The organism is Aequorivita flava (assembly GCF_038742595.1).
GTDB lineage: Bacteria > Bacteroidota > Bacteroidia > Flavobacteriales > Flavobacteriaceae > Aequorivita > Aequorivita marisscotiae.
On sequence record NZ_JBANCF010000003.1, the window covers coordinates 431291 to 458006 of the forward strand.

Below are 26716 nucleotides of genomic sequence, written 5' to 3' on the forward strand. Positions count from 1 at the left end.
TTTCCTAATAACTTAGTTACCAAACCACTCAATAACTCTTCCCTACAAATATCGTAAAAATATTAGAGCTAAACGTTCAATCTTTTACTAAAACCGATACCCCAGCGCTACGTACCATTCACTTTTATCCATTTCGGGCGAATATGAGTATTTTAACTCCATTGGCCCTAAAATTGTTTCTAAACCATAACCCAATGAATAGCCGGAATAATCTACCCCGTCTATCCATTTGCCATTCTCAAAGAGATCGTTGCCCACGTTGGCAATATTGGCCGAAATGTTGATGTGGTTTTTTCTGAAAATTTCATAATCAAAAGTCAGCGTAGATTTAAGATACGTATTTCCACGAAGTGAAATAGCTTCGTAACCCATAAACGGAATTATGTTATTCATCTCTTTAAAACCGTACCCCCCCAAAGCAAAATCGAGAGTGGTAGTTTCGGGGCCGCCTAATTTAAAACCGCCTTCACTTGTAAAATGGGCTGAAAAATTTGGAAAAAATGTATGTGCATATCCAAATTTTGCTTTTGCTAGCGAGAATGGTTGAAAATCCTTATTGCGGCCGTGTGCGAAAAGATACCAATGAAAATCGCCCGAGAAATAAGCCCCCGATTTTGGAAAAAAACTATTGTTATAAGTATCGTACTCTAAGAAACCGTAGGCACTGTAATAATTGGTGCTCTCAAAAACTGTCCGTGGCAAATTCTGATCATCTGTTCCTATGGTTTCAGAAAGATATCTAAGGTATTTATGCTCTCCTCCCATGCCAAAAACAAAAGTCCGTCGAAAGAGCGTTTCAAAATATAGCTGATTGGTAAAATCGCTATATTTTATGGAAATTTTATTGATTGGTAACGATAGTTCAGCGTTTAAATCTGCATCAATAAAATCTATAGGCACATCGGCTTCAAAAAAATGATATTTTGAATTAAAGCCCACGCTCCAATAAAAACCTTTGTCTATGTAGTATTCAAAATTATAGCGCAGATTGTCGCCGGCAATTAAATCTAATGAAGCAATATCGTTATTTGTTAACAGCCGTTTTCGGGTAATGTTTACCAAAGCCGCTGTGCGGAATAAATCGTCATAATGCGCCGCAAAACGAAGCATCATAGACGAGCTGCTTTCCCGCAATTGCAACAACAGTGTGCTTTGATTGTTATCATCTTCAAAAAATCGATAATTAATATCCTGAAAATTTCCGGTAGCAGAAAGATTGTTGATGCCGTCACTAAAGTCTTTATAGTTAACCTTATCTGGGGTGCGAAGCTTTAATTTACCCAACACATAACTTCGGCTGTATTTTTCGATGCCTTCAATGCGTACCTCTTTTATATAAATGGTATCTAAGTCTTCAAACTTAATTTCCTTCTTTTCAAAAGGTCTTTGTTGCGAAGCTATTTCAGCAAGCTGATCGCTAAACGATTCCGCAGCGGTTACGCCAGCCTCCACAATTTTTTTACCTTCATTAAATGAAACCACCGAGAAATCCTTAATATTTGGGTGAATATAAACGTCGGTATTTTTTCGTTTTTCTATCATATCGTTGATAGTTCGGTAATTGTTTATCTGTACCAAAACCTCGAAAGCCGATTTTAAATTGTCGCGGGTTTTAAGGCTGTCCTGCACATCCACACCAATAATAATATCCATTCCCTTGGCGCGCACCTCGTTTAACGGATAGTTATTTACCACACCGCCATCTATCAGCACTTTGTCGTCAATAATCACCGGACTAAAAAGTGATGGCAACGCTCCGCTGGCAATAACGGCACGCGGTAGATAGCCGCGATCTAAGATTACTTCTTTCCCCGTTTCAACATTTGTGGCAACGCAGAAAAAAGGAATGGGCAGCTTGCTAAAATCTGAAATATTACTAACGTGACTCGTTAATTTTGAAAGCAGATTATACACATTTTGCCCTTTTGATAGTCCGGATGGGAAACCAATTTTAAACTTGTCGAACGGAAGCGTTAACGCGTATTTTTCAGATTCTTTTTTTTCGTAAAATGTTTTTGAACTTCGCGGAATATCGTCCTGTATTAAAGTGCTGAAGTTAGTCTCTTTAAAAATACTATCTAGCTGTTTAGCCGAATATCCCGACGCATACAACGCGCCTATAATAGCCCCCATACTAGTCCCGCCAATGTAATCTATCCGCACGCCCGATTCTTCAATTACCTTTAAAGCACCAATATGCGCCAAACCTTTTGCCCCGCCACCGCTCAACACGAGACCCACTTTTAAGTCCTGTTGTTTTTCTTGTGAAAAGGAGAAGGATGAAATTATTAATAATACTACAAGGGGCAGGTGCTTCATTAATGGGGTTATTATTTATTATTATTTATTACTATTTTTTATTATTATTTATTGCTGAAATGTTCAACTAATTTCTTCGCTCGGCTGGCTCCCACAACTTTTGAGAGTTCTTCAAAATTGGCTGCTGCAATTCGTTTTGTGCTTTTAAAATGTTTTAACAACTCAACTACCGTCTTTTCACCAATGCCGGCAATGGTTTCTAACTCTGTATTCAACGCCTGTTTGCTACGCTTACTTCTGTGAAAAGTTATTCCAAAACGGTGCGCCTCGTTTCGTAATTGCTGTATTATTTTTAAAGTTTCACTTTTCTTATCTAAATATAGCGGAATGGGGTCATCGGGATAAAACAATTCTTCCAAACGTTTTGCAATTCCTATAATAGCTATTTTTCCGCGTAATCCCAACTTATCCAAACTTTTTAACGATGATGAAAGCTGCCCCTTTCCTCCATCTATGATGATTAGTTGCGGTAAGGGTTGCTCCTCTTTCAATAATCTTTTGTAACGGCGGTAAACCACTTCTTCCATCGACGCAAAGTCATCGGGCCCTTCCACCGTTTTTATATTGAATTTACGATAATCCTTCTTGCTCGGTTTTCCGTTTTTGAAAACCACACAGGCGGCCACAGGGTTTGTGCCTTGAATATTACTGTTGTCAAAACATTCTATATGTCGTGGTTCTTCGGTCAACCTTAAATCTTTTTTCATCTGAGCCATAATACGCTTTTCATGGCGATCCGGATCCACGATTTTTGCCTGTTTGAATTTTTCCATTCGGAAATACTTAGCGTTCCTTTCAGAAAGTTCAAGAATTGCTTTTTTATCGCCCAGTTTCGGCACGTGTACTTTTATATCCTCGCCCAATTCCACTTCAAACGGGACATAAATTTCTTTTGAAAGCGAATTGAATCGTTGCCGAATTTCCACAATGGCTAGTTGCAGCAACTCTTCATCGGTCTCATCCAGTTTTTTCTTTATTTCCAGCGTATGCGAACGAATAATGGCACCGTGCGAGAGTTGCAGAAAATTCACGTACGCATAGCTTTCGTCAGAAATTATCGAGAAAACATCCACATTGTTGATCTTAGGGTTTACAACTGTGGATTTTGATTGATAGTTCTCTAAAATATCAACCTTTTCCTTTACACGCTGCGCCTGTTCAAACTTTAAATCGGCTGCCAAGGCTTTCATCTGGCTTTTAAATTTATGTAGCGAATCCTTAAAATTTCCTTTCACAATATTGCGGATGGCCTCAATATTTTCATGGTATTCCTTTTCGGAATAAAACCCTTCGCAAGGCCCGGCGCAATTTCCCAAGTGATATTCCAAACACACTTTATATTTTTCTGCCCTAATTTTTTCTTCGGAAAGATCGTAGTTGCAGGTGCGCAACGGGTACAGGCCTTTTATCAAATCCAGTAGCGTGTGTACGGTTTTCATACTCGTGTACGGCCCGTAATATTCGCTGCCGTCCTTTATCATCCGTCGCGTTGGAAAAACCCGCGGAAACCGTTCGTTTTTAATGCAAATCCACGGATAACTTTTATCGTCTTTCAGCATCACGTTGTAGCGTGGCTGATAGTTTTTTATAAGGTTGTTTTCAAGCAAAAGCGCATCGGTCTCGGTTTTAACTACAATGTGCTTTATGGTCTCGATTTTCTTCACCAAAAGCCGCGTACGGTTGTTGTCGAAGTTTTTTGTGAAATACGATGAAACCCTTTTTTTTAGGTTTTTGGCCTTGCCCACATACAACAATTTCCCATCCTTATCGTAGTATTGATAAACACCGGGCGAATCTGGAAGGGTTGCAATTTGAAGTGTTACCGAAGCATTAGCCATAGGTTCAAAGATAGTGGATTGTAGGTTTTATGCGCAATGAAATTGAAGGGTAAAATGTTAAATGACAATCTTACTATTTTCAAGACTTTTTGGATACACGAAGACACAGTATTTAATGAAAAGACAGCGAAACTCTATTGGGATTTTTCTTCCATTTGATGAAATTGTTTTTTTAAAATTTTAACGTATATTTAACCATTATAAATTTTAAATGGCCCAAATCATGAGAAAATTTACTTCTTACTTCTTACTTCTTACTTCTAGCTTCTTTGATCTTTGTGATGAGCGATAAGGCCCACGCACAGATCCATTGCGAAATTGGCGTGCTCGTGCTATCGGGTGAGAGCACCAATGTACTCAAGACCCTTGATACTTCAACTCTTGATGAGGGGCTGTACTTTCTTCATTTTTATGAGAATGGCCAATTGACTATCAAACAATTGATTGTAGAACATTAAAAAACCAGTATTATGATTTTGAAAAAATTGTTGGTTTTTATAACTCTTTTGAGCTCATTTATTTGTTTTGCACAATACACTGCTATACCGGATTCAAACTTTGAAAACCATCTCGAGCAAAATGGCATGGGTGACGGCATTCCAAATAACGGTTTGGTATTGACGGCAAACATTGAAAATGTAGACACCTTATTGGTAAATTCGCGAGGCATCCATGATCTTACTGGGATTGAGGATTTTGCAGCATTGGAACTCTTAAATTGCGCCTATAACATCATTCCGGTTTTGGATGTCTCGCAGAATATGAACCTATGGGGGCTAAATTGCGAATCCAGTAGCGTTACCGAATTAATACTCCCCCCTACCTCAACCTTGGAGATTATTAACTGTCCAGAAAACAACTTGACCGAGCTGGATGTTTCTCATAACCCTGGTCTAGTACAATTATACTGCTTTTTCAATTACTTAACTAGCTTGAATTTGACTAATAATACAGTGTTGGAATTGGTTTTCGCTGATCATAATGAGATCACAGGATTTTTGAACACCTCACAAAATCTGGCGCTTACTTCTCTTTCGGTGAGTTACAATGATATTGCCGAATTGGATTTGACCACAAATATAGCACTCCGCAGTTTGGGAGCTAGTTCTAACCCAATTTTATCATTGGATGCTAGAAATGGCAATAATGAAGATATAGTGAGTTTTGTTGTTACTGAAACTACAGGCGAACTCGATTGTATCCTTGTGGACGACGCCAGCGCCAGTTATCTGGACGATTGGTTGGTTGATCCGTACATCACCTTTGTAAACAACCAAGCAGAGTGCGATGCGTTGGGCGTGGCAGAGGCAACACTCCAAGATTTTACCATGTACCCCAATCCGGCAACAAGTACCGTAGCAATAAACCTCCCCAACCAAGGTTTTGAGGGGCTGGTCGTTACCGTGGCCAACAACTTAGGGCAGGTGTTGCAGGAAAAGGAATATCTGGAAAATAATGAGGTGATGGCACTGGATGTTTCAGGCTATACTGCGGGAGTCTATTTTGTAACCTTAAAAGCGGGGAATGATATTACTACCAAAAAGTTGGTGGTGCAGTAAGGTTTAGAATATATAAAACTAAAAAAGGGAGCTGTTGTGGCTTCCTTTTTTGGTTTTAGAGTGTTATGGAGTTCGGTTTTCATCCACACCGAATACATTATCAAAAATAGTTAAGAAACGGTTAAATCAAGCTTTTTAAAAATCCAAACTTCCGAATCTTGCGTATCTATTTACAACCAACCCGAAAAAAATGCCCAAAAGCAATTTTCATATTTCCTTTAAAAAGCATGTCGTGCTTTTCCTTGCAGCTTTGTATTTGCTCAACCCGATGCAGAAACAGCTAGTGGAAGGAATGCACACATTTTCTCACGTGCTGGCGCATACAGATTATTCGCACCACCAAGAAGACCATTTGTTGGGCCACGAACACACGCACGAACATAAACTGATTACATTTTTCTCCAAAATATTCTCTTCGGAAGAGACCAGCGATCACGATGGCGTGTTTTTCAATTATACTTTTGATAAGCATTTTGCACAGGACTATCCCCCCGTCAATTTCAAATTTAAAACAAATATCAGCAACATTTTTACTTACACTTTTCATATTCCGACAAGCGTAAAAACCATCCCCAGCCCGCCTCCCGAAACATTCTTTTCATAAGTTTTGCAATATAAATTTAATTGAATTTTCCGTGTCACGCTGAGCCTGTCGATGTGCACGTCCAGAGATGTCTTTAACAAGCTCAGACTGATAAAACACGTTACGTATATTCAAATAGAAATTTATTCCGCAAGCATATTTTAACCGAGACATTTTTTGTTCGGTAACCCAATTATTTAAATTTTTTAAACCAATCACCCATGAAAAAAATACTCTTACTGGGGCTGATGCTATGCTTTGGTATTGCGCAATCGCAATCGCTAAAAGGAAAAGTAACAGACCCCAATAATTCACCTTTAGAAAATGTAGCGGTTTTTGACCGCACCTCGGGCAATCATACCCACACCGACGCCTCTGGAAAATTTTCACTTGAAAATGTAGCCGAAAACGACCAAATAAGTTTTTCAATTTTAGGCTTCAATACTTTTGAATACACCGTAGCTGCCAAAAGTTTTTCGGAACCTATAAACATTACTTTAAACGAAGCCGCAGTTTCTTTAGAACAGGTTACAATTACACCCGAAGTAAACACACTCAGCCAAATAGTGGCGGTAGATTTAAAGACCACGCCCGTAAAATCGTCGCAGGAAATATTGCGGAAAGTTCCCGGACTAATCATTGGCCAGCACGCCGGCGGTGGAAAAGCGGAACAAATATTTTTGCGCGGTTTTGATATAGACCACGGAACCGACATCAATCTTTCCGTAGATGGAATGCCCGTAAATATGGTTTCGCACGCACACGGGCAAGGGTACAGCGATTTGCACTTTTTAATCCCGGAAACCATCGAGAAAATTTCCTTCGGAAAAGGCCCATATAACGCGAAATACGGCGATTTTGCCACTGCAGGTTACGTAGCATTCAAAACCTTGGACAAGCTAGACAAAAGCTCTATTTCTGTGGAATACGGGCAGTTTGATGCTTTTAGGACCGTGGGGCTTTTTAACCTTATGGATACGAAGAATAGCAATGCCTATGTTGCGGCTTCACTCAACACGTTTAACGGTCCGTTTGATTCACCGCAGAATTTCAACCGCTTTAATATGATGGCGAAGTACAATCTGAAATTGCCCGACAACCAAAAACTGCAACTTACCGCTTCGCATTTCCAAAGCAAGTGGGATGCTTCGGGGCAGATTCCGCAGCGCGCCATTGATGATGGTTCCATCGGGCGTTTTGGCGCCATTGACGATACCGAAGGCGGAAACACCAGCCGCACCAATTTGCTGATAAACCATTCCAAATTGCTTTCGGAAAACAAAAAGTTGGAAACCCGTGCGTATTATTCGCATTATGATTTTGAACTGTTTTCAAACTTCACTTTCTTTTTGGAAGACCCGATAAACGGCGACCAAATTGCGCAGCGCGAAGACCGAAATATTTTGGGTTTTCAAACAGAGTTTTCAGATAAAATAAATTCTGAAACGCTCGATTTTAAGTACACCGCAGGGATCGGCGTTCGTTACGACGATGTGAACGACGTGGAGCTTTCGCACACCAAAAACCGTTATGAAATTTTGGATCGGATTGCCTTCGGAAATGTGGACCAAATAAACAGTTTTGCGTTTTTGAACACGGAATTTGGTTTGGGCGATTTCAAAATAAACCCCGCCGTACGATTGGATTATTTCAAATTTGATTACGAAAACAAACTTTCGCCAACCTACGATAATCGAAGTGAAAGCAAGGTTTTCGCCAGCCCGAAGTTGAATTTCATTTACAGCCCCAACCGCGATTTCCAATTGTTTTTGAAAACCGGAATCGGGTTCCATTCAAATGATACACGCGTGGTTGTTGCCAATGGCGGCGAGGATATTTTGCCCGCAGCTTACGGCGCAGATTTGGGCGGAATTTACAAACTGACGGACAATCTAATATTTAACACAGCCTTTTGGGCGCTCTTTTTGGAACAGGAATTTGTGTACGTGGGCGACGCCGGAATTGTGGAGCCCAGCGGAAAAACCCGTCGATTGGGCGTTGATTTTGGCCTGCGTTACGAAGCACTGGACTGGCTGTATTTTTACGGCGATGCAAATTACACCTACGCGCGAAGCACAGAGGAACCCAATGGTGCAGACTACATTCCGTTGGCGCCGGATTTTACCTCAACCGGTGGAATTGCAGTTGAAAATCTCGCAAATTTTTCTGGCGGACTTACCTATCGATATCTAAAAGACAGAGCTGCAAACGAAGACAACAGCATTGTTGCCGAAGGTTATTTTGTGACGGATTTAAATATAAATTATACTTTTAGAAACTTTGTTTTTGGAATTGCAATTGAAAATCTCTTCGATACCGAATGGAACGAAACCCAATTTGCAACCGAAAGCCGATTGTTTGACGAACCGGAAGCTGTGGAAGAAATACATTTTACGCCCGGAACGCCGTTTTTTCTAAGAGGAAAGATAACCGTTAATTTTTAACTGATGATTTTATGGGCAATGTTCTTTTTGGTTAAATTGCACCCACAATAACCAACTATGAACATTGCCATTTTATCGCGCGGGGAAGCGCTTTATTCCACCCAAAGTCTTTTAAAAGCTGGTGAAGCGCGCAATCACACCATGGAGGTTTTGGATCCTTCCTATTGCAACCTCGCCGTAGAAAACGGAAAAGCCGTCCTCTATTTTCAAAATGAATTGGTGGACGACCTGCACGCGGTAATTCCCAGAATTGGTGCTTCAAATACTTATTTTGGCACCAATGTAGTCCGCCATTTTGAGGCAATGGGCGTTTTTAGCGTGGTTTCTTCCGAAGGAATAATTAATAGCCGTGACAAATGGACATGCTTTCAAATTTTGGCTAAACATCAAATTCCCGTGCCACGAACGGTTTATGCTTCGTTTTTTGAATTTGAGGAACAATTAAAAACATTCAACGGCAAACCAATTATCATCAAACTTTTGGAAGGCACACACGGCGAAGGGGTGATTTTAACTGAAAGTCCCCAAAATGCCTTGGCAACAATTGAAACCCTAAATGCTGCTGGCGTTAAATTTATACTGCAGGAATATATTGAAGAAGCAAATGGCGCCGATGTTCGTGCTATTGTGGTGGACGGCGTTGTGGTTGCGGCGATGAAACGCAAATGCAAAGTTGGCGATTTTAGAAGCAATCTGCACCGCGGCGGTTCTTCGGAAATGATTTCGCTCTCTTCCGCAGAAGAAAAAATAGCGATAAAAGCTGCAAAAGCATTGAATTTGGTTTTTTGCGGCGTGGATATCCTGCAATCCAAAAAAGGTCCTTTGGTTTTGGAAATCAACAGCACGCCGGGTCTGGAAGGCATTGAAAATACGTCGGGCAAAAACGTTTCAAAAAGCGTAATTGGATATATTGAGCGAAATTTTAAAAAGTAGACAGTTTACAGTACCATTGAACAGTTTTTATTTTTTGGGTTTCGATTTCAATTTCGATTTCAATTTCGATTTCATACCTTGCAATAACAAAATTCCTTAAACATTGAAAAGAGACATCGGCAGGATAGATAAGGCAGATTTTCCACAATTCAACTTGTATAACATTGAAGTGAAAGTGGACACGGGCGCCTACACTTCTTCCATACATTGCAAAAATATGAAAGTGGAAGATAACTATCTAAAATGTAATTTTTTAGATGAAGCACATCCCAGTTATCACGAAAAAGAAATTGTTTTTGACGAGTACGATGTAAAAGTTGTAAAGAGCAGTAACGGGCAATCTGAGGCGCGATATAGAATTAAAACGGAAATTGTTCTTTTTGGCAAAACGCACCCAATATATTTAACACTGAGCGATCGCGAAGAGATGCGTTTTCCCGTACTTTTGGGACGAAATTTTCTTAGCAGAAAATTCTTTGTAGATATCAATAAAACTAACCTCTCCTTCAAACTAAAAAACAAAAAATGAAAATTAGAATATTATCGGCTAATGCAAATCTTTACTCCACCCAACGGCTCGTGGAAGCGGCAAAGGCCCGAAAGCACGAAGTAGAGATTATTAACCACGCAAAATGTGATATTGTTATCGAAAAGAAAAATCCGGTAATTATTTACAAAGGCCATAAACTGGACCACACCGATGCTATTATTCCACGTATTGGCGCATCGGTTACATTTTATGGCACTGCAGTGGTGCGGCAATTTGAGATGATGCGTGTGTTTACCACCACCGAATCGCAAGCCTTAGTGCGCTCACGCGATAAACTGCGAAGCTTACAAATACTTTCGCGTGCAGGATTGGGATTGCCTAAAACCGTTTTTACAAACTACTCTAAAAACGTAAAGGAAATTGTAGATCAAGCCGGGGGAGCTCCAGTAATCATAAAATTATTGGAAGGCACACAGGGCATCGGCGTTATTTTGGTTGAAACCAGAAAAGCAGCCGAATCTGTAATTGAAGCTTTTAATAATTTACAGGCACGGGTAATCGTGCAAGAATTTATAAAAGAAGCTGGGGGTGCAGACATTCGTGCCTTTATTGTGGACGGACAGGTTGTTGGCGCAATGAAGCGACAAGGAAAAGAAGGCGAATTTCGCAGTAATCTGCACCGCGGTGGAACGGCTTCGGTCATTAAACTTACCGACGAGGAAGAAACTGCCGCGCTGAAAGCCGCCAAAGCCATGGGGCTTGGGATTGCGGGGGTAGATATGCTTCAGTCTGCACGAGGACCGCTTATTTTGGAGGTAAATTCTTCTCCAGGTTTGGAAGGAATTGAACAAGCAACTGGCAAAGACATTGCAAACTCCATTATTAAATACATTGAACGAAACGTTTAAAAATGGCCAAAAAGGAAGAACGCGATATTGTAATTTTAAATGAGCACGTAGCTCTGGGCGAAAGTAAGACAATTGATTTCAGCATTGCGAAACTTTACACTTCCACAAAAGTTGAAATACCAATAATTATAGAACGCTCAAAAATCCCAGGGCCTACGGTTTTAATTACTGCTGCCATTCACGGAGATGAAATAAACGGGGTGGAAATTGTACGCCAGCTCATTGCCCGAAAATTAAACAAACCTAAACGGGGTACTATTATCTGTATTCCTATTCTTAATGTATTTGGATTTTTAAACGGCGACCGTTCGTTTCCCGATGGGCGCGACTTAAATCGGGTTTTTCCGGGTACAAAAACAGGTTCGCTAGCCAGTAGGGTTGCATATCATTTCACCAAAAAAGTGTTACCGCACGCAGATTATTGCCTCGATTTTCATACAGGCGGCGCCAGCCGTTTTAATGCTGCACAAATTCGCATAAAACCGGGGAACGACAAATTGTTGGAACTTGCAAAAGTTTTTAATGCTCCATTTACAGTGTTTTCTAATACTATTGAAAAATCATATCGCAATACCTGTCAAAAAATGGGGATTCCCGTATTACTATTTGAAGGAGGAAAAAGTCGCGAAAGCAATAAACACATTGCAAAAGAAGGTGTTGACGGTATATTGCGAGTGCTAGCACATTTAGACATGTTGGGCAAACGGCACGTAGCGCCAGAACCAAATGCCAAAACGGTAATTATTGAAAAAAGCAAATGGATTCGTGCCTACCGCAGTGGATTGCTACACGTTAAAATAGATTGCAACAAGCACGTAGAAAAAGGTGAGTTTTTGGCAACTATTACCGATCCGTACGGAAAAATGCGCTTTAAAGTTACCTCGCCCAATGAAGGTTATATTATAAATGTAAACCAATCGCCCATTGTAAACCAAGGCGATGCTATTTTTCATATTTCCACTCAAAATTCCGATAATACGGATGATGAAGAAATGGAAGACTAAAAGGATTTTTTGATTGACGATTGAGGATTAACGATTGATGATTTTGGAATTTGGGATTTGGGATTTGGGATTTGGCCCTTAGACTGTGTTCTGGATGACAAAATTTGGAAGTTGGAATTTTAAAATATTATGGCAGATAAAACTTCGCTTCGTTTGAAATATAAAAAACTCCGGGAAGAGCTTTCCGAAGAATCCATTGAGGCCATGAGCCTTCAGATAGCCAATCAGGCATTAAAACTTCCTATTTGGAATAAAACCTATTATCATATATTTCTTCCCATTTTAGAAAAAAAAGAGGTTAATACGGAATATTTACTTCACATTTTACAAGGGAAAGACAAAAGTATAGTAATTTCCAAAGCAAATTTTGATTCGGGTGAAATGAAACATTTTTTACTTCAGGAAAATACGGTTTTAAAAACTTCAAAATACGGTATCCCAGAACCAGTTTCGGGCATTGAAATTATGCCTGAAATAATTGAAGTTGTATTTGTACCTTTATTGGCGTACGATACCAGCGGAAACCGCGTGGGTTATGGCAAAGGATTTTACGATAGGTTTTTGGCTAAGTGCAATAAAAACACAATATTAGTTGGTCTTTCATTTTTTAAACCGGAGCCGAAAATACCTTTTGAAACCACAGATATTCCTTTAAATTTTTGTATCACTTCAGAAAAAATTGTGAATTTTGAAAATTGCCACCTATCTTTATAAAAATTCTAATATTTTAACTTAAAAATTAAAGCAGATGGAAACAACCAACCAACCTATGCAAACTCCACCGGACAACAACTTGATCTGGGCAATTTTATGTACCGTATTTTGCTGCTTACCGCTGGGAATTGTATCGATTATTTCCGCTTCAAAAGTTAATGAACGATGGGCTCAAGGCGATTACGATGGTGCATATAGAGCAGCAGACGACGCAAAAAAGTGGGCAATTTGGGGAGCGGCATCTTCACTAATTCTTGTGGTACTTTATGTAATATTTGTTGTTATAATAGGTATAGGAGGAAATTTTGCCGGATTCTAATAAGTATTTTAAAATAGGCCTAATTCTAGTATTGGCAGGTGTCTTTTTTATAGTTTATTACACGTATGATCCTTCGGAAAATGGATTTTTTATTCCGTGCCCGTTTCACTATTTAACGGGGTTTCACTGTCCGGGTTGTGGTTCACAGCGGGCTATTCACCTATTATTTCGGGGCGATATTTTTGGAGCATTTCGATTTAACCCATTAATGGTTTTAACAATACCTATCCTAGTTTATGGCTTAGGAATTACCATTGTTAATTGGATTTTTGGTACCAGTTACAGATTTTTACTTTTTTACAGTAAGGTTTTTATTTTTGGATATTTCGCTTTGGCAGTTATTTATTGGGTTTTGCGAAACATACCCATTTATCCTTTTAATTTGCTTGCGCCCACCGGTTAATACTACTCCGAAACTTCTTTCTTTGGAAATGCTTTTTTATTGAAGATAAGCAGCAAAATTACACCTACGCTTATAGACGAATCGGCCACATTAAATACGGGATCAAAAAAAGTGAAATATTCTCCACCCCAAAAAGGAATCCACTCTGGCAAGACGCCCCCATAAAGCGGAAAGTAGAGCATATCTACCACCTTTCCGTGAAAAAGCGTGCCGTAACCTCCTGCTTCAGGAAATAACGTAGCTACTTGGTGGTGACTGTCGTTAAAAATAATTCCGTAAAAGACTGAATCGATAATATTGCCCAAAGCTCCTGCAAATATAAGCGCTACGCAAAAGATGAGAATGCTTGGCATATTTTTTCGTACGGAGTCCCACAGCCAATAGCCTATACCGCCAATAGCAACAATTCTAAAAAGTGTTAAAAATAGCTTGCCGTATTCGCCAGGAATTTTTGCACCCCAAGCCATACCTTCATTTTCAACAAATAGAATACGAAACCAATCAAACACGCGAACTTCGTCGCCTAAAGCAAAATGTGTTTTTATATAAAACTTAGAAATTTGATCTATCAATAAGACCAGAATAATAATAAAAATAGATTTTTTTAGGCTCATATATGCAAATGGATAACGCGGGCAAAAGTAGCAATATTATTTGGTTTGAAGCATCCTAATATTGCCATTAATACTTTCGGCTTCAATGAAAAACTTTCCATTGGGCGGCAAGTTGTTCTCAATCTTTCCACGGGTAGAAATGGCTTTTCCGCCAACAGCATCTGCAGCATATACGGTTATAGTGCCATCGGTGGTTTTAAGGTGGGCATTTCCGCTAAAATTTGTTGCAAAACAATTGCCTCTTTGTAGCGATACTGCAAGATTTTTAATGGTGCCATCTATTGCTACGGAGGCAAGTTTCGATTTAATTTCTAACGAAAGAGTTTCGGGAACAATTAATTTCACCTCTATGGCCATTAGTTTATGGGCGGCCAATTTGTCGTTGTTTAAAACGAAAAATGGCGCAAATCCGGTTTTTAATGAAAGTTTACCTTCAGAAAAATTTTCTTCAATTATCACATTTTCGGAGTGTTCACCAGAAATGTGTGCTGAAAATTTAATTTCCTTTTCTTCGGAAGTATAAACTGTTATTTTAAAGATGGCATTATCTTCAATAGAGAGCGTAGTAATATCCTCGGTAAAAAATTGCTTTTCGATTATTTTTTGACCGACCGAAGCATTTATTCCGAAACAGCTTACAGCGAGTATAAAGAGTGCTAGTTTCACAAATTTAATAATAAAGATCGTCAAGAATTTATTCAATAAAAAAAGCCCTGAAAATTTTCAAGGCTATAATTTTTACGAATAAAATCCCTTAGCATTGGGCAGGGGCTAGGATGATCCTATTTTTGCAAATTCTTAGCCTCTATGCTCAGTGTAGCGTGCGGCACAAGTTTTAAACGCTCCTTGTTTATTAATTTACCGGTTACGCGACAAACCCCGTAGGTTTTGTTTTCAATACGCACCAACGCGTTTTTAAGGTCACGGATAAACTTTTCTTGTCGAATGGCAAGTTGCGAATTTGCTTCTTTGCTCATTACCTCACTGCCTTCGTCAAAGGCTTTAAAGGTAGGCGAAGTATCGTCTGTACCGTTGTTACTGTCGTTTTTATATGAACTTTGGATTAACTCTAATTGTTCTGTTGCCTTTTTTATTTTATCGTTTAAAAGTACTCTAAATTCTTCCAGCTCGGCATCTGAATATCTGGTCTTTTCTGTTTCTGTCATGATTCGTGTTTTTTAATGCTTATTTGCGTTTCAATATCGTCAAATGCAATTTCGGTTCCTTGTTCAATTTTTGGTTGAAATTGCAAAACCTCAGTTAATGTTTCTTCTTGTATATATTTTAGGTTTTGGTTTACCGCCACCTGTAATTCTTCGTTATTTTCAAGTGTTACCTCAATACGGTTTGTTACTTCAAAACCGCTGTCTTTTCGCAGGTTTTGTATTCTGTTTACAAGTTCGCGGGCAATCCCTTCATTTTTTAATTCTGGCGTTATAGTTACATCCAGTGCAACGGTAACTCCATTGGCATTTGCAACCAACCAGCCCTCAATATCCTGCGAACTAATTATTACATCTTCGAGTGCCAATTTAGTACTTTTTTCATTAATAAAAACTGATATTTCACCGTCTTTCTCTAAAATAGCAATTTGTTGCTGATCAAAAGCCGAAATTGCTGCTGCCACGGCTTTCATCTCTTTTCCAAATCGTGGGCCGAGGGCTTTAAAATCTGGTTTTATCTGCTTTACCAGCATTCCGGAACCTTCGTCTATCAGTTCTATTTCTTTTACATTTACTTCACTTTTTATTAAATCTGAAACCGCTAATATTTCCTCCTTTTCGGTATCTTCCAAAACGGGAATCATTATTTTTTGAAGCGGTTGACGCACTTTTATTTTTTCTTTCTGTCGTAACGAAAGCACCAACGACGATATGGTTTGTGCTTTCTGCATTTTATGCTCCAATTTTTTGTCAATAAATGCGGCATATACTTTTGGGAAATCGGTTAAATGTACCGACTTCACGCCTTCTTTTGATGTTCCGCCCGTTAAATCTTTATAAAGTCTATCCATAAAGAACGGAGCTACCGGAGCACCTAATTTAGCTACGGTTTCCAAACACGTATATAACGTTTGGTAAGCCGAAATTTTATCTTCATTATTGGTACTTTTCCAGTATCTCCTTCTGCTTAAGCGCACGAACCAATTACTTAAATTTTCCTGTACAAATTCTGAAATAACTCGCGTAGCTTTGGTAGGCTCATAATCTGCGTAATATTCGTCTACTTTTTGGATAAGGGAGTGTAATTCTGAAAGTATCCAACGGTCAATTTCCGGTCGCTTTGCCAGCGGAAGATCGGGTTCAATATAGTTAAAATTATCGAGATTGGCATATAAACTAAAAAAACTATAAGTATTGTATAGCGTTCCGAAAAACTTATTCCGAACTTCTGAAATTCCGTCTTGATCAAATTTTAAATTATCCCAAGGATTGGCGTTACTAATCATATACCAGCGTGTAGCATCTGGGCCAAAAACATCTAAAGTTTCAAATGGATCTACAGCGTTGCCCAGGCGTTTACTCATCTTCTGACCGTTTTTGTCTAAAACAAGTCCGTTTGATACAACATTTTTATAAGCTACGTCGTCAAAAATCATGGTTGCAATGGCGTGCAGGGTATAGAACCAACCGCGTGTTTGGTCTACTCCTTCTGCAATAAAATCGGCCTTTCTCCAAGTATTTTCAACTTTCTCTTTGTTTTCGAACGGATAATGCCATTGTGCGTACGGCATACTGCCACTATCGAACCACACGTCTATTAAATCGGCTTCGCGCTTCATTGGTTTTCCAGATGGCGAAACTAAGGTTATTCCATCTACGATATTTTTGTGAAGATCTACCTCTTTATAGTTTTCGTCTGATAAATCGCCCGCTTTAAAGCCTTCAAAAATATCCTTCTCCATCAATCCAGCTTTAACAGCTTTATTCATTTCAATTTTCAATTCTTCTACCGAACCGATGATGATTTCTTCCTTTCCGTCCTCGGTTCTCCAAATTGGCAATGGAATTCCCCAATATCGCGAACGTGAAAGATTCCAGTCGTTGGCATTTGCAAGCCAGTTGCCGAAACGGCCTTCGCCAGTTGCTTTTGGTTTCCAGTTTATTTCCTTGTTTAATTCGAACATTCTATCGCGAAATTCGGTAACCTTTATAAACCAGGAATCTAATGGATAATATAGAATTGGTTTATCGGTACGCCAGCAATTTGGATAGCTGTGAAGATATTTTTCAACTTTAAAAGCTTTGTTTTCAGTCTTCAATTTAATGGCTAGCTCAACATCTACAGATTTTTCGGGTATTTCGGAATCGTCGTAGTATTCGTTTTTTACGTACTTTCCGGCGAGCTCCTTCATTTCGGGACGGAACTTTCCTTGTAAATCTACAAGTGGCACTAAGTTACCGTTTTCGTCTTTAACGAGCATTGGCGGCACTTCGGGCGTTGCTTCCTTTGCCACTTTAGCATCGTCCGCTCCAAAGGTTGGTGCCGTGTGCACGATTCCGGTACCATCTTCTGTGGTAACAAAATCGCCTGCAATTATTCTAAAAGCATTTTCGGGATTGTTGTGCGGCTTGGCATAATCTAATAATTGCTCGTAGCGAATTCCCAGTAAATCTGTGCCTTTAAATTCCTTCGCAATAAAATACGGAATCATTTTATCGCCCTGTTTAAAAGCTTCGAGGGATTCTTCATTTGGCTTTTCTTCAAACTTATTTGCGAATTGGCTAGCAACTAAACTTTTAGCCAACACAACATGTATTGGCTGAAAGGTGTATTGGTTGAACGTTTTTACCAATACATAATCTATTTTGGCGCCAACGGTAAGTGCTGTATTGCTCGGAAGTGTCCATGGTGTCGTGGTCCAAGCGAGGAACCAAATGTTGTTAGATTCTTCGGCCAAGAAATCTGGCAGTGTATTGGTTATTGCTTTAAATTGCGCAACAACAGTAGTATCGGTAATATCTTGATACGTTCCTGGCTGGTTAAGTTCGTGCGAACTTAAACCTGTTCCAGCTTTTGGCGAATAGGGCTGGATTGTATAGCCCTTATAAATTAAGTTTTTATTGTAAATTTCTTTTAGTAACCACCAAACGGTTTCCATATATTTGGGTTGGTACGTTACGTACGGGTCTTCCATATCTACCCAATACCCAGCGCGTTCTGTAAGATTGTTCCAAACATCGGTATAACGCATAACTGCTTTTTTGCATGCCGCGTTGTATTCTTCAACAGATATTTTTTTGCCAATATCTTCCTTGGTAATACCGAGTTCTTTTTCTACGCCCAATTCTATTGGTAAGCCGTGGGTATCCCAGCCTGCCTTTCTATCTACTTTAAATCCCTTTTGGGTTTTATAGCGGCAAAAAATATCTTTAATAGCACGCGCCATAACGTGATGTATTCCCGGCAATCCATTGGCCGATGGCGGTCCTTCAAAAAACACAAATGGTTCGGCCTCTTCACGAATGGAAATACTTTTCTCGAAAATATGTTCTTCTTTCCAGAAATCTAGTATTTCTTCCGCCAGTTTCGGGAGGTTTAGCCCTTTATACTCTTTAAACTTTGTACTCATAGTATGGATATTGCAATAAAGTGTGCAAAAGTAAGGTTTTTTAAAGAATTAATTGATTTCTCGAGTGGTAGTGATTTTGGAAAATTAAATAATAAAAAACGCCACTTAAAAAAGCGGCGTTTTCTAGTGATTATAATGTAAGTTCTATCTAGAAAATCTGTATTCAACGGAAGTTACAATAGTACTGTTGTTAGAAACTGTTGTTTCTTCTGCATAGAGTGTCATACTGGTTTCGGTATAGTCACTAATTTCTAATGCTGTTACTTCCCCATCACTATCAGTCACAGTTAAGGTGCTATTGCCAACATTTAAAGTGTAGGTACCGGTTTCATCTAAGCTCACAATAACCGTATCGCCAACCGTTGTACTCCCGTCAGGATTAGTTACTGTGGTTACCGTATTAAACAACCCATTTGCGGTATAGGTGTTATTTGAGTTGAAAACAAAGTTTACATTTTGAAAAACACTGCCCACAGTTACCGCCGAAGATGTGGAAGTTGTTCCGTTGCTAAAAGTAATTGTTTCAACTTCTCTAATTTCCAAAAATTTTAATTTGTAGGTATCCACAAAATTTGTTGTGGAAAGCGTGTATGGAGGCGGATTATTGTCGTCATCACTACTACAGCTAATGGTTGCCACTGCTAAGATACAAAGGATAAATAATTTTGATATTTTCATCATTTCGATTTTTTTAATTTTTCGGCGAATATAACACCATTTTATCAACTAACGCCCTCTAATTGTAATTATTATGCCGAAGAATCCGTAAATCTTCCTAAAACTTTATTTCGATTTTTCAGTGTTTAATTTTTGACAATTTTAGAGTTTTTTGTTCTTTAGAGAGGTTTATGTGATAAATATTTCCAAATAAAGCGATATTTATTTTCAAAAACCTTCTTTTCTAAATCAATTCACCTGCATAATCTAAAGGTATCTTTATATTTGTATTTATTTTTTTAAGGGTTTATCCTTAAAATTGCATCATATTTTTGATTACTTCATTCTCATCTTCAATTATGAAATTCATTTTGCCATTACAAAACAGTTTACTAATGAAAAAAATTTTCTTTTTACTGCTGCTTGTTTCGTTCGGTTCTGTACAATCGCAGATTCTAGATCCTGTATCTTGGACAACAAGCATCAAGAAAATATCAGAAACGGAATACGATTTAATTGCAAAAGCCACAATTGAAGACAATTGGCATTTATATTCGCAAGTAGTGCCCGAGGATGGCCCTTTGCCAACGGTTTTTACTTTTGAAGAAAATAATGCATACAAATCTGTAGGTGAAGTAAAGGAAGAAAAAGGCGTTACCGAACACGATCCGGTTTTTGATATGGTTATTACTTTCTTTTCGCACACGGCCACATTTACCAAGCGAATAGCTCTAACCGGCAATGAAGGCACTACCATAAAAGGCGAAGTAGAGTTTATGGTATGTGACGATACACGTTGTTTGCCACCAAACTATGTAGATTTAGTTTTTAAAATTCCCGCGCCAGCCAAAAATTCTGAAACGAACGTTGTTCCTGAATCAACAGATAATTCAGAACTTACCGATACTACCACTGAAAATATTGAAGACACCTTAACTGCTCAAAATACAGAAGTGGTTAAAGATAGTGTTCAAACTACTTCCGAAACTTCGAAAGCAGCAATTAAGCAAACAAAAAAACAGGAAAATAGAGGGCTGTGGACCATTTTTGTCGTGGCGTTTCTATTCGGGTTTACAGCATTGCTAACTCCCTGTGTTTTCCCGATGATACCTATGACTGTAAGCTTTTTCACAAAGCAAAGCAAGTCGCGAGCCGCGGGTATTAAAAATGCTATTATTTACGGTATTGCAATAATTGTAATTTACGTATTTCTGGGTGCAATAGTAACTTGGTTTTTTGGTGCCGATGCGCTCAATGCGTTATCTACCAATGTTTGGTTTAACTTTTTCTTCTTTTTATTGCTTGTAATTTTTGCGCTTTCCTTTTTAGGAGCATTTGAAATAATGTTACCCAATTCGTGGGCGAATAAAGTAGATAAGCAAGCGGGACGTGGCGGAATGATTGGAATCTTTTTTATGGCCTTGGCATTGGCCATTGTTTCGTTTTCATGTACGGGACCTATTATAGGAACGCTTTTGGTTGAAGCGGCTTCAAAAGGAGGCATCGCACCATTTGTTGGAATGTTTGGATTCTCACTGGCTTTAGCAATGCCATTTGCGCTATTCGCAGCCTTTCCGGGATGGATGAATTCGCTTCCAAAATCTGGTGGATGGCTTAATACCGTAAAGGTATTCTTAGGATTTTTAGAACTTGCTTTGGCATTCAAATTTCTTTCCAATGCAGATTTAGTTCTTCAACTGCACTGGTTGGAAAGAGAAGTTTTCTTAGCCATTTGGATTGCAGTTTTTGGAGCTTTAACACTGTATTTATTCGGAAAATTCAAACTTCCGCACGATTCGCCTATAGATCATTTATCTGTGGGTAGATTGAGTTTAGGTTTGGTTGTAGCTGCGTTTACCATATATTTAATTCCAGGCTTGTGGGGAGCACCTTTAAAATTAATAAGCGGTTTCCCACCCCCGATGCAGTATAGCGAATCTCCTTATGGGGTTGGTTTTACTAAAATGAGTAGTGGTGGTAGTACTAGTACGGCTGAATTTCCGGAAGGTGCCCATCTTGGACCCCATGATATTCTGGCATTCCACGATTACGAAACCGGTTTGGCCTATGCCAAAAAAGTAGGTAAACCAGTACTTGTAGATTTTACAGGTCATGCGTGTGTTAATTGTCGAAAAATGGAGGAACGCGTTTGGAGCGAACCAAAAATATTGAAATTGCTAAATCAGGACATCGTGCTAATTTCGCTCTATGTGGATGATAAAAGACCTCTACCCGAAGACGAAGTTTTTGTTTCTGAAATATCTGGAAAGAAGTTAAAATATATAGGGCAAAAATGGAGCGAATTTCAAATTAAGCGATACAAAGCAAATGCCCAACCGTTCTATGTTTTGATGGATCATAACGAAGAAAATTTAATAGATCCGGTAGGTTACACCCCCGATATTGACGAATATTACAGCTGGCTTCAAAAAGGTACCGCCGCCTTTCAAAATTAAAAATAGCTAAACACCTCTATTTAAGCTATTTTCATTAATTTGTTATGGAATTTAAATAAAGTTAAAAACTAGATTTCAATTTATTAGGCAATTTTTTTAAATATTAATAATGATTACTTCCGAAGAAAACATAAAAACATCGTCCCTTGAAAAGTATTTTGAGCCTTTTCGAAATAATATTGTGGGCATTAATCAAGAATTTGAATCTCCCTTTGGAAGAAAGAAAATTATTTACACAGATTGGACCGCAAGTGGCCGTTTATACGGTCCAATTGAAGAGAAAATGCTCAAGGATTTTGGGCCCTTTGTAGCCAATACCCACACCGAAACTTCGGTAACGGGCACCGCAATGACAAAGGCCTATCACGAAGCACGAAAAATCATTAAAAAGCATGTAAATGCCAACGATCAGGACGTGCTCATTACTTGCGATAGCGGAATGACAGGTGCTATAAATAAATTTCAAAGAATTTTAGGCCTCAAAATTCCCGAAAACATAAAGAAGTACACTAACATTCCGGATGAAATTAGACCCGTGGTTTTTGTAACGCATATGGAGCATCACAGTAACCAAACCTCTTGGCTCGAAACCATTGCCGATGTTGTGGTAGTGCCGCCAAACGACAATGTATTGGTCTGTATGGAAGCTTTTGCCAGAACAGTTGAAAAATATAAGGAACGGCCCATAAAAATAGCTGCGGTAACAAGCTGCTCTAACGTTACGGGAATTCAAACACCCTATCACGAAATTGCAAAACTAATGCATAAGAACGACGGTCTCTGTTTTGTAGATTTTGCTTGCTCGGCACCCTACGTTTCCATTAATATGCATCCCGAGGAGGAAGGAGCGCATTTGGACGCAATTTTCTTTTCGCCCCATAAATTTTTAGGTGGTCCAGGATCCAGCGGCGTGTTAATTTTTAATAATAATCTTTATAAAAACACCATTCCCGATAATCCGGGAGGAGGTACGGTTTCGTGGACCAATCCTTGGGGAAATCACAAATATATTGACGATATTGAAACCCGAGAAGACGGCGGTACACCTGGATTTCTTCAAACTATTCGCACAGCTCTTTCTATTAAATTGAAAGACAAAATGGGGATTGAAAATATTTTAAAACGCGAACACGAACTTTTAGAAATTATCTTTGAAAAGCTAGAAAGTATTCCCAATCTAAAAATTCTGGCACCCCATACTCAAAACAGATTGGCGGTAATTAGTTTTTATATTGAAGATTTACATTTCAATTTAGGCGTAAAATTGCTCAACGACCGTTTTGGCATTCAGACCCGCGGGGGTTGCTCATGCGCCGGCACGTACGGTCATTACCTACTTCACGTAGATCAGGAAACTTCAAATACAATTACTTGCGAGATAGATGGCGGCAATCTTACACATAAGCCGGGATGGATACGCATGTCTTTCAATCCTACGAGTACCAATGCCGAAGCCCATTTTGTTTGCGATGCCATTGCCCAATTGGCAGCCAATTTTTCAGATTGGAGCAAGGATTATAAATACAATGCCCAAAGCAATGAGTTTTTTCATAAGCAGGAAGTTCCCGATAATAAAATGGAGCATTGGTTTACGTTCTAGCGAATTTTTATTTTATCTTTAAAACGATAAATATATATTCGTAATTAGTTCAATTTACCAATTTGAAAAAACTATTACTATTTACAATCCTTTTGCCATGCTTTGTTTCCGCACAGGAATATGTAGATATTTTCCGACTAGGGTACGGTCAAACATTCAATAATAAGTTTGAAGATACGGGCAGCAGTACATATGTAAAATCTTTTGAAGTAGGCGTAACGCTACCCATCGTTCTTAATGAAAACCACGCATTGGTTACTGGTGCAGATTTCAGTCGAAATAATCTGCAACTTTTTCCAGAAACTGAATTTACTAGTCTTTATAGTGCCAATTTAAAATTGGGACTGGCATCTACCTGGTCAGAAAAATGGAGTACTACCATTGTTTTGCTTCCCAAAATTGCCTCCGATTACAAAAACATTTCTGAAGCCGACTTCTATTTTGGTGGTTTTGCAGTATTGAAATTAAAGCGAAATGATAAGTTAAAATATCGTTTCGGTTTATATGCAACCCAGGAAGCGTTCGGGCTTTTCACCACCCCTATTTTTGGATGGTACTACCTAAGCGCAAATAAACGGTTTGAAATGGATATGAGCCTTCCCATTTCGGCAGATGTAAGTTACAAATTAGGAGCCACTACTATTGGAATGGATTACTTCGGAATTGGGCGAAGCTATAATGTACATTATGAAAATGCACCCACCCTATACGCAGACCTCAGTTCTTTGGAATTTGCGAGTTATTTGCAATTCAATGTAAAGGAAGAAAGTGTGCTATTGCGTGCAAAACTTGGCTATTCCAGTAATAATTACGAAATGTATGCCGAAGGCGAAAAGATGGATTTGGGCATTTCGGCCTTTAGTTTTGGCGACGATCGCACCCAGTTAAATCCTTCGCTTAGTGGCGGTGTTTTTTTGAAATTTGAAGCTATTTACAGGTTTCATATTAAAGGAAAAATTGAAGTTCAAGAGCAAAGTTTCGATTAAATTCGAAGAAACCGTCCGCAAGATTTTAAATTGTGTGTTTTGATATTTGCCTCCAAAAACCCTATCTTTAAAATATGGAAAGGAGCTGTCCCGAATGTGGCGATAAAATTGTTGGGCGCGCAGACAAAAAGTATTGCAGTGACGCCTGTCGTAATGCGCATAACAATTCGTTAAATAAAGACAGAAAGAATTTAGTGCGCAATATTAACAATCGCCTAAGGAAAAATTACCGAATTCTAGAAACATTAAATACCGAAGATAAAACGAAAACTACCAAAGATAGGCTACTGCGAATGGGTTTTAGTTTTGAATATTTCACCGGAATTTATACAACCAAATCTGGTTCTACGTACTACTATTTATACGATCAAGGATATCTTCCATTAGACAACAATTTTTATCTTTTAGTGAAAAAAGATCTTAAATAAGTATTGAAAATTTTTCTACACTTATATTTTTCATCCACCTTATTTGGCACAACCTTAAATATAATCTAACACTTCTTTAACCAGAGGGGTTTTAAATTGGTCGTAATTTTATATTTCAAAAAAAAAAACAGAAATATGAAAACGAAAAATCTTTTTACGATAGTAATGCTATTTATAGGTGCTTACATCTTCGCGCAGAATGCAGAGGACAAAAAAATTATTCGGGATGCCGAACAATCTAAAGCCGCATTTATTGAAGCTAATCCAAAAATGCAAGACTATTTTGATGATGCCAAGGCATATGCAATATTTCCGAATGTAGGAAAAGGAGCCATAATTATTGGTGCCGCTTCAGGAAATGGTGCCGTTTACGAACGAGGGGTACTCGTAGGAATGGCAAATATGAAACAACTGGATATTGGCGCACAGATAGGTGGAAAAGCCTATAGCGAAGTAATATTCTTTAAAACGGACAAAGCTGTTCAGAAATTTATGGACGACGATTTTCAGTTTGGATCAAATGTTTCGGCTATTGCTGTAGATCACGCTTCGCCTTCATTAGATATTTCGTATAACGATGGCGTTGCAGTTTTTACCTTACAAAAGGAAGGATTAATGGCCGAAGTATCGGTTGGAGGTCAACGATTCGATTTTGAAGAATTTGATTAATTAATCTGAGATTGAAATTTTTTATCATTTGCTAAGATTAAAAAAAATCGCCCGAGAAAATTCTCGGGCGATTTCATTTCAATATTCAATTATAAAACTACTCTTTTAAAAGGCGTTTGGTTATCTCGCCCTCTGTACCTCTTATTTTTACATAGTAGGAAGCAGCGGCAAGCTGGTCAACGTTTATTGTTTTTACATTGCCCATTGCACGAAGGTCTGCACTTTGTACCAATCTACCTCTTAGATCGTAAATTTCCAGTTTCTCCAATTCCAATAACTTCGGATTGCCGATGTTCAGAATATTCTTGGCCGGTACCGGATACATCGTAATGCTTCCAAGGTCGTAGCTATTATCGCCAACCCCTAAGACACTTTCTACGATAAGTTCAAAATCACAAGTTGAAACATTTCCATATGCATCCTCTGCGGTAAATGTAATGGTGTACGTACCATCAGAAAGCGGCGTTCCTGCTGCAGGAGATTGTGTTGTAATTGTAACTGGATCTGTACAGTTGTCAATTGCTGTAGCTTCACCCGTTGCAAAGTAATCTGGAAGGATATAGAAAATATTTCCAGGTCCCGGATCAACTGTTTGATCTGCAGGGCAGGTAATAACCGGCGCTAGTAAGTCTACAACCGTAACCTCTGCTGTACAAGTTGCAAGGTTGCCGTTTACATCCATTGTAAATACTTGAACCGTAATTGGCGCTCCTATATCTGCACAGCTAAAGTTTGTAATATCTACCGCCGAGGCAAAGATTCCGCAGGCATCGTCATTAGAAGCTATCACATCACTTGGGTCAAGAACGGCAGTACCATCCGCGCCCAGTTCTAGGGTAAAGTCCTGACACACTAATACCGGGCTTGTATTGTCTTCCACAGTTACCGTAGCGGTACAAGTTGACGTGTTTCCGTTTACATCGGTTACCGTTAATGTTACAATATTGTCACCAACATTTGAACAATCAAAAGTATCTATGTCGAGGTCGTAGCTCGCAATGCCACAAGCATCGGTGCTTCCGCCGTCAACATCTATTCCTGCAATGGTTACAGTTCCTGTTGCATCGAGTACAACTGTAATATCTTGACATACTACCATTGGTGCAGTTACATCTTCAACAGTTACAATGGCAGTACAAGTTGAAGTATTTCCGTTTACATCGGTTACTGTTAAAATAACGTTGTTGTCGCCAACATCAGAACAGTCAAAAGTATCAAC

At 38.9% G+C, this 26716-nt stretch carries 24 protein-coding genes; 16 read left to right on the forward strand and 8 right to left on the reverse strand.

The annotated features are described in order from the left end of the window. Positions 1-87: 87 nt before the first annotated feature. Positions 88-2319 (reverse strand): patatin-like phospholipase family protein, encoded by a 2232-nt coding sequence (locus tag VZD24_RS06805; protein WP_342686979.1) that lies wholly within the window; start codon positions 2317-2319, stop codon positions 88-90. Between the two features lie 44 nt (positions 2320-2363). Beyond that, entirely contained in the window at positions 2364-4157 is a 1794-nt protein-coding gene (gene uvrC / locus VZD24_RS06810) for an excinuclease ABC subunit UvrC (RefSeq protein ID WP_342686978.1), read from the reverse strand. A gap of 281 nt (positions 4158-4438) precedes the next feature. On the opposite strand from uvrC, the gene VZD24_RS15305 reads away from it, so the two are divergent. From VZD24_RS15305 to VZD24_RS15245, 11 genes are all read left to right on the forward strand, one after another. Continuing rightward, entirely contained in the window at positions 4439-4615 is a 177-nt protein-coding gene (locus tag VZD24_RS15305; protein WP_507237235.1) for a T9SS type A sorting domain-containing protein, read from the forward strand. A gap of 12 nt (positions 4616-4627) precedes the next feature. Further along, positions 4628-5716, forward strand: a complete 1089-nt coding sequence (locus VZD24_RS06815; RefSeq protein WP_342686977.1) for a T9SS type A sorting domain-containing protein — start codon at positions 4628-4630, stop codon at positions 5714-5716. 190 nt (positions 5717-5906) lie between these two features. After that, a complete protein-coding gene (locus VZD24_RS06820; protein ID WP_342686976.1) occupies positions 5907-6320 on the forward strand; it encodes a hypothetical protein in 414 nt (137 codons plus the stop codon). A gap of 200 nt (positions 6321-6520) precedes the next feature. Next, entirely contained in the window at positions 6521-8743 is a 2223-nt protein-coding gene (locus VZD24_RS06825) for a TonB-dependent receptor (RefSeq protein ID WP_342686975.1), read from the forward strand. Between the two features lie 57 nt (positions 8744-8800). Continuing rightward, positions 8801-9676, forward strand: a complete 876-nt coding sequence (locus tag VZD24_RS06830) for an ATP-grasp domain-containing protein (RefSeq protein WP_342686974.1) — start codon at positions 8801-8803, stop codon at positions 9674-9676. 103 nt (positions 9677-9779) lie between these two features. Next, complete coding sequence (locus VZD24_RS06835; protein ID WP_279449432.1) at positions 9780-10205, forward strand: ATP-dependent zinc protease family protein; 426 nt, start codon at positions 9780-9782, stop codon at positions 10203-10205. Further along, positions 10202-11074 carry a 30S ribosomal protein S6--L-glutamate ligase gene (gene rimK, locus VZD24_RS06840; RefSeq protein WP_279449433.1) on the forward strand — a complete coding sequence of 291 codons (873 nt, stop codon included), beginning with the start codon at positions 10202-10204 and terminating at the stop codon, positions 11072-11074. The genes VZD24_RS06835 and rimK overlap by 4 nt, the downstream gene beginning before the upstream one ends. 2 nt (positions 11075-11076) lie before the next feature. Continuing rightward, entirely contained in the window at positions 11077-12078 is a 1002-nt protein-coding gene (locus tag VZD24_RS06845) for a succinylglutamate desuccinylase/aspartoacylase family protein (protein WP_279449434.1), read from the forward strand. A gap of 129 nt (positions 12079-12207) precedes the next feature. After that, positions 12208-12792, forward strand: a complete 585-nt coding sequence (locus VZD24_RS06850; RefSeq protein ID WP_279449435.1) for a 5-formyltetrahydrofolate cyclo-ligase — start codon at positions 12208-12210, stop codon at positions 12790-12792. Positions 12793-12826: 34 nt separating this feature from the next. Next, positions 12827-13111, forward strand: a complete 285-nt coding sequence (locus VZD24_RS06855) for a CD225/dispanin family protein (RefSeq protein ID WP_279449436.1) — start codon at positions 12827-12829, stop codon at positions 13109-13111. A gap of 31 nt (positions 13112-13142) precedes the next feature. Then, positions 13143-13514, forward strand: a complete 372-nt coding sequence (locus tag VZD24_RS15245) for a DUF2752 domain-containing protein (protein ID WP_373693847.1) — start codon at positions 13143-13145, stop codon at positions 13512-13514. A 2-nt stretch (positions 13515-13516) separates the two neighbouring features. Here the strand turns inward: VZD24_RS15245 and VZD24_RS06860 are convergent, their stop codons facing one another. The 5 genes from VZD24_RS06860 to VZD24_RS06880 form a co-directional block, all read right to left on the reverse strand. Beyond that, positions 13517-14128, reverse strand: a complete 612-nt coding sequence (locus tag VZD24_RS06860; protein ID WP_279449437.1) for a lipoprotein signal peptidase — start codon at positions 14126-14128, stop codon at positions 13517-13519. A 36-nt stretch (positions 14129-14164) separates the two neighbouring features. Next, positions 14165-14794 (reverse strand): DUF4097 family beta strand repeat-containing protein, encoded by a 630-nt coding sequence (locus VZD24_RS06865; RefSeq protein ID WP_342686973.1) that lies wholly within the window; start codon positions 14792-14794, stop codon positions 14165-14167. Between the two features lie 116 nt (positions 14795-14910). After that, a complete protein-coding gene (locus tag VZD24_RS06870; RefSeq protein ID WP_279449440.1) occupies positions 14911-15294 on the reverse strand; it encodes a TraR/DksA family transcriptional regulator in 384 nt (127 codons plus the stop codon). Continuing rightward, positions 15291-18701 (reverse strand): isoleucine--tRNA ligase, encoded by a 3411-nt coding sequence (gene ileS / locus VZD24_RS06875; protein WP_342686972.1) that lies wholly within the window; start codon positions 18699-18701, stop codon positions 15291-15293. The genes VZD24_RS06870 and ileS overlap by 4 nt, the downstream gene beginning before the upstream one ends. Positions 18702-18845: 144 nt before the next feature. Continuing rightward, positions 18846-19382 (reverse strand): hypothetical protein, encoded by a 537-nt coding sequence (locus VZD24_RS06880; RefSeq protein ID WP_279449442.1) that lies wholly within the window; start codon positions 19380-19382, stop codon positions 18846-18848. A gap of 371 nt (positions 19383-19753) precedes the next feature. Here VZD24_RS06880 and VZD24_RS06885 point away from each other — a divergent pair, with 371 nt between their 5' ends. The 5 genes from VZD24_RS06885 (at position 19754) to VZD24_RS06905 (ending at position 25497) form a co-directional block, all read left to right on the forward strand. Further along, complete coding sequence (locus VZD24_RS06885; protein WP_342686971.1) at positions 19754-21814, forward strand: protein-disulfide reductase DsbD family protein; 2061 nt, start codon at positions 19754-19756, stop codon at positions 21812-21814. Between the two features lie 109 nt (positions 21815-21923). Next, entirely contained in the window at positions 21924-23414 is a 1491-nt protein-coding gene (locus VZD24_RS06890; RefSeq protein WP_342686970.1) for an aminotransferase class V-fold PLP-dependent enzyme, read from the forward strand. A 62-nt stretch (positions 23415-23476) separates the two neighbouring features. Further along, positions 23477-24400, forward strand: coding sequence for a DUF6268 family outer membrane beta-barrel protein (locus VZD24_RS06895; RefSeq protein ID WP_342686969.1), 924 nt, complete (start codon positions 23477-23479; stop codon positions 24398-24400). A gap of 74 nt (positions 24401-24474) precedes the next feature. Next, positions 24475-24828 (forward strand): hypothetical protein, encoded by a 354-nt coding sequence (locus VZD24_RS06900; RefSeq protein WP_279449446.1) that lies wholly within the window; start codon positions 24475-24477, stop codon positions 24826-24828. A 135-nt stretch (positions 24829-24963) separates the two neighbouring features. After that, positions 24964-25497, forward strand: coding sequence for a lipid-binding SYLF domain-containing protein (locus VZD24_RS06905; protein ID WP_342686968.1), 534 nt, complete (start codon positions 24964-24966; stop codon positions 25495-25497). A 97-nt stretch (positions 25498-25594) separates the two neighbouring features. On the opposite strand, the gene VZD24_RS06910 is transcribed toward VZD24_RS06905, so the two are convergent. Further along, positions 25595-26716, reverse strand: a 1122-nt coding sequence (locus tag VZD24_RS06910; protein WP_342686967.1) for a T9SS type A sorting domain-containing protein, incomplete at its 5' end; no start/stop codon positions are given.

Excerpts from the sequence above, each read along its gene's own strand:
- VZD24_RS06900 (WP_279449446.1), top strand. The coding sequence starts at position 24,475 with ATGGAAAGGAGCTGTCCCGAATGTGGCGATAAAATTGTTGGGCGCGCA.
- VZD24_RS15305 (WP_507237235.1), top strand. The coding sequence starts at position 4,439 with ATGAGCGATAAGGCCCACGCACAGATCCATTGCGAAATTGGCGTGCTC.
- VZD24_RS06830 (WP_342686974.1), top strand. The coding sequence starts at position 8,801 with ATGAACATTGCCATTTTATCGCGCGGGGAAGCGCTTTATTCCACCCAA.
- VZD24_RS06805 (WP_342686979.1), bottom strand. The coding sequence starts at position 2,319 with ATGAAGCACCTGCCCCTTGTAGTATTATTAATAATTTCATCCTTCTCC.
- VZD24_RS06880 (WP_279449442.1), bottom strand. The coding sequence starts at position 19,382 with ATGATGAAAATATCAAAATTATTTATCCTTTGTATCTTAGCAGTGGCA.
- VZD24_RS06820 (WP_342686976.1), top strand. The coding sequence starts at position 5,907 with ATGCCCAAAAGCAATTTTCATATTTCCTTTAAAAAGCATGTCGTGCTT.
- VZD24_RS06905 (WP_342686968.1), top strand. The coding sequence starts at position 24,964 with ATGAAAACGAAAAATCTTTTTACGATAGTAATGCTATTTATAGGTGCT.
- VZD24_RS06850 (WP_279449435.1), top strand. The coding sequence starts at position 12,208 with ATGGCAGATAAAACTTCGCTTCGTTTGAAATATAAAAAACTCCGGGAA.
- rimK (WP_279449433.1), top strand. The coding sequence starts at position 10,202 with ATGAAAATTAGAATATTATCGGCTAATGCAAATCTTTACTCCACCCAA.
- VZD24_RS06845 (WP_279449434.1), top strand. The coding sequence starts at position 11,077 with ATGGCCAAAAAGGAAGAACGCGATATTGTAATTTTAAATGAGCACGTA.
- VZD24_RS06885 (WP_342686971.1), top strand. The coding sequence starts at position 19,754 with ATGAAAAAAATTTTCTTTTTACTGCTGCTTGTTTCGTTCGGTTCTGTA.
- VZD24_RS06855 (WP_279449436.1), top strand. The coding sequence starts at position 12,827 with ATGGAAACAACCAACCAACCTATGCAAACTCCACCGGACAACAACTTG.
- uvrC (WP_342686978.1), bottom strand. The coding sequence starts at position 4,157 with ATGGCTAATGCTTCGGTAACACTTCAAATTGCAACCCTTCCAGATTCG.
- VZD24_RS06815 (WP_342686977.1), top strand. The coding sequence starts at position 4,628 with ATGATTTTGAAAAAATTGTTGGTTTTTATAACTCTTTTGAGCTCATTT.
- VZD24_RS06870 (WP_279449440.1), bottom strand. The coding sequence starts at position 15,294 with ATGACAGAAACAGAAAAGACCAGATATTCAGATGCCGAGCTGGAAGAA.
- VZD24_RS06825 (WP_342686975.1), top strand. The coding sequence starts at position 6,521 with ATGAAAAAAATACTCTTACTGGGGCTGATGCTATGCTTTGGTATTGCG.
- ileS (WP_342686972.1), bottom strand. The coding sequence starts at position 18,701 with ATGAGTACAAAGTTTAAAGAGTATAAAGGGCTAAACCTCCCGAAACTG.
- VZD24_RS06890 (WP_342686970.1), top strand. The coding sequence starts at position 21,924 with ATGATTACTTCCGAAGAAAACATAAAAACATCGTCCCTTGAAAAGTAT.
- VZD24_RS06860 (WP_279449437.1), bottom strand. The coding sequence starts at position 14,128 with ATGAGCCTAAAAAAATCTATTTTTATTATTATTCTGGTCTTATTGATA.